Here is a 5869-nt window from a genome sequence, read left to right as displayed (position 1 = left end):
CCTTCACACGGCTTTCGGGACTAATATCAACGTTCACCAAAACGTGGGTGTCGAAGATCCTTTCGAGAGCTTCCACCGCGGCGTTCTCGTCCGGCAGGGCGATCGCGGCATTGATGGCTTTTTGTTCCGAAGCGCTCAGGGGCTGGCCCAGATAGTTGAGAGCCTCCACTAACTGCCGCGCCTGCTGCGCCATGGGTTGCAAGGGAACCGGGCGCGCGGTGTCTGCCTGAGATGGCTGGGAGCCGAGCGGCACGGACGCCGCGATCCAGAAGAAGAATAAGTGGGCGGCGCTTTTCATTTGTTGAATTCCAGTTAAGCGATCAGAATATCTCAGAAACGATATCGCGCAAACGTGCCATCACCATTGCTCAGCAGTACGTACGGGTAACCGTCTTGAAGGTCGGTCACGAGATCTGTTTTCCCATCGGCATTGAAGTCGCCGGCTAACAGGAGATTGAGTCGGTGGCCACTGCTTGAAAAGGTTAACGAAGCGATCTTCTGGTGACGTCTTCCCGTCCCGTTTACGCCAGGAAAGGGAACAGCCGGCAGCGGATGTTGGGGGCTGTAATTGGCAAGGGTCTCGAACCATTGGCTGGAGGAACTGGAGTTATTCAGGTCTTGATTCCACTTCAATAACAGACTAGATGCAAGGTTCGCGAAGGGCTGAGCCCCCAATTCCGGCGGGCCCCAGGCTCTCAGGCATTCGCGGGAGTGGCGTCTGTACGCCGCCGGCTGGCCGCCATCCGTGAGCGCGGCCAACCCTTCAGATCCCGGAAGTGAGTTCCGGCGCCGCCGGCCGCGGAAGGCCGGCAGTTCATTGCGCTTACGGAGAACGGCCGCTCTCCGCGAGCGTGTCCGAAGCGCGCGTGTCAGAATAAAGATTCGTTTTGAATGATCCGCGCAGCTATTGATTTTGCTCTTGACAATCGCATCATCGTTCTTGCTATTGCGATTCTATTACTTATCTGGGGTGCGATCTCGTTCCACAATCTCCCCATCGAGGCTTACCCCGACGTAGCCAATAATTACGTCAACATCATCACCCAGTGGCCGGGCCGCGCCGCCGAAGAAGTCGAGCAGCAGGTCACGATTCCAATCGAAATCGTGATGAACGGTATCTCGCACCTCGATAATCTGCGGTCCATCTCGGTCTTCGGTCTTTCTTCCGTAACCCTAATCTTCGATGACAAATCGCAGAATGACTGGAATCGCCAGAAGGTCCTGGAGCGTCTTTCGCAGGTAAACCTTCCCGAAAACCTCCAGCCGCAAATGGGCACGGACTGGAGCCCGGTCGGGCAAATCTACTGGTACACCCTGCGGAGTTCCAATCCCCGGTACGACCTGATGGACCTGAAATCCATGGAGGATTGGGTTCTCGAAAAACAGCTGAAATCCGTTCCGAACGTGGTCGACGTATCGAGCTTTGGAGGCATCACTCGCGAGTATCAGGTTCGTCTCGACCCAAACAAACTCATAGCTTACGGGTTGACTCTAGCCCAAATCGAGCAGCAGCTATCGAATAACAATGTCAACGCCGGAGGTAGTTTCATCGAAGAAGGTTCGCAGCAGATCAATGTGCGCGCCCTCGGCCTCATCGATAATACGGACGACATTAGGAACACCGTGATCACCACCCAGCACGGCACTCCGATCCGTGTGGGCGACGTCGCCACGACCGTGCAAGGTCCCAAGATCCGGCTTGGCCGCATTGGCAAAGCTATTCATCGTGTCGATGGCAAGATCGTCGACAGAGACGATGTCGTGGAAGGCATTGTTCTGCTGCGCAAAGGCGCGGACTCCGACTCCACCCTCGACGCCATCCATGCCAAAGTCAAGGAACTCAACGAACACATCCTTCCCCCCGGCGTGAAGATCGTCCCTTTCCTCGATCGCAGCAACCTTCTGCACTACACCACCCACACGGTCCTCCATAACCTTACTGAGGGCATCATTCTGGTCGCGGTCATTTTGTTCTTATTCCTAGGCAACGCCCGCGGCGCTTTTATTGTTGCGCTAACCATTCCCTTCTCCCTGCTCTTTGCGGCAATCTGCCTGGATCTTGCAGGCATCCCTGCGAACCTACTCTCGCTGGGCGCGCTCGACTTTGGAATGGTCGTGGAGGGAGCCGTTGTCATTGTCGAGAATATCGTCCGCTATCTGGCGCACCGCGATGGAAAGAATGTCAAGCTGCTTGACCGCATTCGCGAAGCCGCGCACGAAGTACAGCGCCCCGTCTTTTACTCCATCGGCATCATCATTACCGCCTACGTGCCTATCTTCACCTTGCAGCGTGTAGAGGGCCGGCTATTCAAGCCAATGGCCTGGACGGTTGCTTTTGCCCTGCTCGGGGCGCTCATTTACTCCATGTTCATCGCTCCCGTTCTCTCTAGCTTCCTGTTCCGGAAGGAGATTCGCGAGTGGGAAAACCCGCTGATGAAGTTGTTTACGCGCGCATACTCATCCAGTGTCGTCCAGGCGATACGATTTCGCTGGGTCACCTTGACTTTCGCCTTGGGCGTACTCGCCCTCTCCGCCTATCTGCTCGGGAGCGGCATTATCGGTTCTGAGTTCCTGCCTCATTTGGATGAAGGCGCAATCTGGGCGCGCGGTACTCTCGCCCCCTCCACCGGACCCACGGAAGGAACCGACGTGATGAATCATGCGCGTGTCACGTTCGCCTCGTTCCCGGAAGTGACTCAAGTGGTTTCTCAAATCGGCCGGCCTGACGATGGGACCGATACCGCCGGTTTCTTCAACACGGAGTACTTTGTCGATCTCAAGCCGAAAGATCAGTGGCGTCCCGTGTTTCATCAAAACAAAGAAGAACTTATCTCCGCGATGGACCGCGAGCTCGAAAAGACGCCGGGCGCAATCTGGAATTTCTCGCAGCCCATTTCCGACAATATGGAGGAGGCGGTAAGTGGGGTCAAGGGACAGCTTGCCATCAAGATATACGGCGACGATCTCCGCACGCTTGAACATGTCGGCGACCAGATCGTAAGCGTGATGCGCACGGTTAACGGCATAACCGACCTGGGTCTCTTCCGGACCATCGGCCAACCTAACCTTGAGTTCGTAGTCGATCGCAAGAAGGCCGCGCGGTACGGCATCAATGTTTCTGACGTCCAGGATGCGATTGAAACTGCTGTCGGCGGGAAAGCGGTGGGACAGGTCCTTCAGGGTGAAGAGCGCTACGACTTAGTCGCACGTTATGCGCGTCCCTATCGCGATACCAGGGAGGCGATCGAAGATGTCAGGCTGCTCGCTCCCACCGGTGAGCGTGTGTCTCTTGCCCAGCTATGCAACTTAAAGGTGCTTGACGGCGCGTCTCAAATTCCGCGTGAAAACAACTCACGTTATGTCGCGATCAAGTACAGTGTTCCGACGCGCGACCTGGGAAGTACCGTGGAAGAGGCGATGCACAAAGTAGAAACTCAGGTCAAACTGCCGGTCGGTTATCACTTAGAGTGGGCCGGCGAATATGCGAGCCAGAAGCGCTCATCCCGCCGGCTGATGATTGTACTTCCGCTGACGATCCTTGTCATCTTCTTCATCTTGTACACAATGTTCCATTCCTTCAAATGGTCACTATTGATTCTCTTCAACGTGGCCATGGCGCCTATTGGTGGACTGCTCGCCTTACTCTTTACCGGGACTCACTTCAGCGTCTCCTCCGGCGTCGGTTTCCTCGCGTTGTTCGGCGTGTCGGTCCAAACCGGCGTCATTATGCTCGAATACATCAACCAACTTCGCTCCCGCGGTCTGAATATCCTGGATGCCGCGCTTGAAGGTTCCGTCCAGCGTCTTCGTCCGATTATGATGACGGCTCTCGTCGCCAGCATCGGTCTTCTCCCCGCGGCCTTATCGCACGGCATTGGTTCAGACTCGCAGCGCCCTTTCGCGATCGTCATTGTCGGCGGACTGATTGCGGCATTACTGCTCGGCATCTTCCTGCTACCGACGATGTACGTCTGGGTCGCACGCGAAGGTGATGCGCTTATCGGTGCTCACGAACCTATTGATTGAAATAGGCGGCTATCTGAAGCGATGACGCAACAAGCGTCTGCACCATGGTTACCGGCCTTTGCGTCCTATACTCATCGTTCGACCCGGGCTTTTAGTGCCGTGCTGTACATCTAGGGTTGAGCCTCCCTTCGTTCCGGCGGGCTTAATGCCGCCGTGGGATTCGAGAGTACCGCGATTAGTAACCTGCTGAGTGCCTCGAACTTCTTATACTCGCTGGGACCGACGTTTTCGCAGACTGCAGCAGCATCTCGCTACAGGGGCCGCGCAGGGCGCGCAAACCTATTCAAAGAGTTTCATGGCCGGATCGCCCACGCCAAACCGTCAGGCTCGCCGCCTACATCAATGTGGCCGGTAACCTCTAACCTCTTCAGGTCCACAACGGCGACATAGTTATCGGGCCCGCAAGAAATAAAGGCTCGATTCCCATCCGGGTCCATTAGAATGCCCGCCGCACCGTGTCCGATCGGCACGCGCTTCACTTGTTTGCGCGCCACGGCATCGAAGACAACGAGACCGCCGTCGCCGAGGCGTGAAATCAGCACCAGCTTCCCGTCCGGAGTAAACTTCAGCCGGTTCGCGCCCGTAGTCTTCGCGTCCAGCGTTGCCACGACAGTCCGAGTCCCTAAGTCAACCACCGATAGAGTACCGTCCTGCGCATTCGCTGTCCATAACTCGCGTCCATCCGGCGATACGTCGAAACCTTCGTCGCCTTGGCCAACCGGAATCACAGTCTCGGTCCAATCCATGCGTGGTTGATTGCCGCCCGGCGGAGGCGGAGGGGGCATCGCTCCAGCCGGCGGCTTCATTCCCGGCGGAGGTCCCATCGGCGGCAGCGTAACCTTCTCCAGAATGCTGACGGTCGCGGAGCTAACGTTAGTGGTGTAAATCTGCTTCTGATCCGGAGTGACATAGAGCATGTGCGTCCGGTTCTGGCCCGTGCCCATGATCCAATCGATCTTTTTGGATAGCGGGTCATAGCTCGCGATAGCCTTGGCCCCTTCGGCCGTGAACCAGACCTTGCCCCCAACAAACGCCAACCCATGAGGACCGTTTAACGCTCCCGTATCTATATCGGGTAGCGCTTTATGTGCGATTAGGTCGATAACCGAAAGAGCATGGTAGCGGCCGCCGCCATAGATCGAAACATAAGCCGTCTTGCCGTCGGATGACGCGATCACCTCATGCGGGTCGGGACCAACGGGGGCGCTGGCGATGACCCGCAGCGTATTCGGGTCTACGATAGCCAGCGTATGGTTGCGCTTCGAGAGCGCCAGCAAAGACCGCGCCGGCGCCGGTTGAGCCACAACTCCGATCGGGCCGCAGAGAGCAATCGCCAGAGTAGCGGCCATTAAAATCATGTCGAGAGTCTTTGATCGCAGCATTCTTACCTTCTCCGTTTCGCTTCTCCGTCGTGCCGATATTATGCCATCCTCGAAGTGAGTGCTAGCAGCCCGTGGTTGTAACCGCTCCGTCACCGTCGCGGCTCGGTAACGTAGTGGGTCTACGAGCCGCGCGCTTAGGCAAGCGGTGTCTTGAGACTTAATGATTGCTAGCAGTCCGTGGTTGTAGCCGCTCCGTTGCCGTCGCGGCTCGGTAACGTAGTGAGTCTACGAGCCGCGCGCTTAGGCAAGCGGTGTCTTGATTGGCAAATCTGAAACTCAAACCGACTTACTGAAAACTCAGGTTTACCGTCGCAGCGGCCTGTCCATCCGCCGTCAACACAAGGTTCACATTCCCCGATCCCGCCAACGACGCCGGCAGCGGGCCGGCGTTGACCTGATCCTCGCCGATCTCCCCCGGAGCAGCCCCCGCGTAAGGTACCGGTACAGTCACGTTGTTAATC

Annotated in this window: 4 protein-coding genes; 1 reads left to right on the top strand and 3 read right to left on the bottom strand. The window is 56.9% G+C overall.

Going from position 1 to position 5869, the window contains the following annotated elements:
* The coding region (locus tag H1Y01_RS02525; RefSeq protein WP_180538522.1) for a hypothetical protein at nucleotides 1-298 on the bottom strand (298 nt) is incomplete at its 3' end.
* Nucleotides 299-891: 593 nt separating this feature from the next.
* Between H1Y01_RS02525 and H1Y01_RS02520 the strand changes: the two genes are divergently transcribed.
* Nucleotides 892-4026, top strand: coding sequence for an efflux RND transporter permease subunit (locus H1Y01_RS02520; RefSeq protein ID WP_180538521.1), 3135 nt, complete (start codon nucleotides 892-894; stop codon nucleotides 4024-4026).
* A gap of 293 nt (nucleotides 4027-4319) precedes the next feature.
* Here the strand turns inward: H1Y01_RS02520 and H1Y01_RS02515 are convergent, their stop codons facing one another.
* Both H1Y01_RS02515 and H1Y01_RS19860 read right to left on the bottom strand, forming a co-directional pair.
* Nucleotides 4320-5408 carry a YncE family protein gene (locus tag H1Y01_RS02515; protein WP_180538520.1) on the bottom strand — a complete coding sequence of 363 codons (1089 nt, stop codon included), beginning with the start codon at nucleotides 5406-5408 and terminating at the stop codon, nucleotides 4320-4322.
* Nucleotides 5409-5694: 286 nt separating this feature from the next.
* On the bottom strand, nucleotides 5695-5859 hold the full coding sequence (locus tag H1Y01_RS19860) for a hypothetical protein (RefSeq protein ID WP_367399757.1): 165 nt from the start codon (nucleotides 5857-5859) through the stop codon (nucleotides 5695-5697).
* Nucleotides 5860-5869: the final 10 nt, after the last annotated feature.

It is taken from the genome of Nevskia soli, from assembly GCF_903970205.1.
Classification (GTDB): domain Bacteria; phylum Acidobacteriota; class Terriglobia; order Bryobacterales; family Bryobacteraceae; genus Bog-113.
Note: the sequence above shows the minus strand (reverse complement) of the source record. Positions and strands in the feature narration are given on the sequence as shown.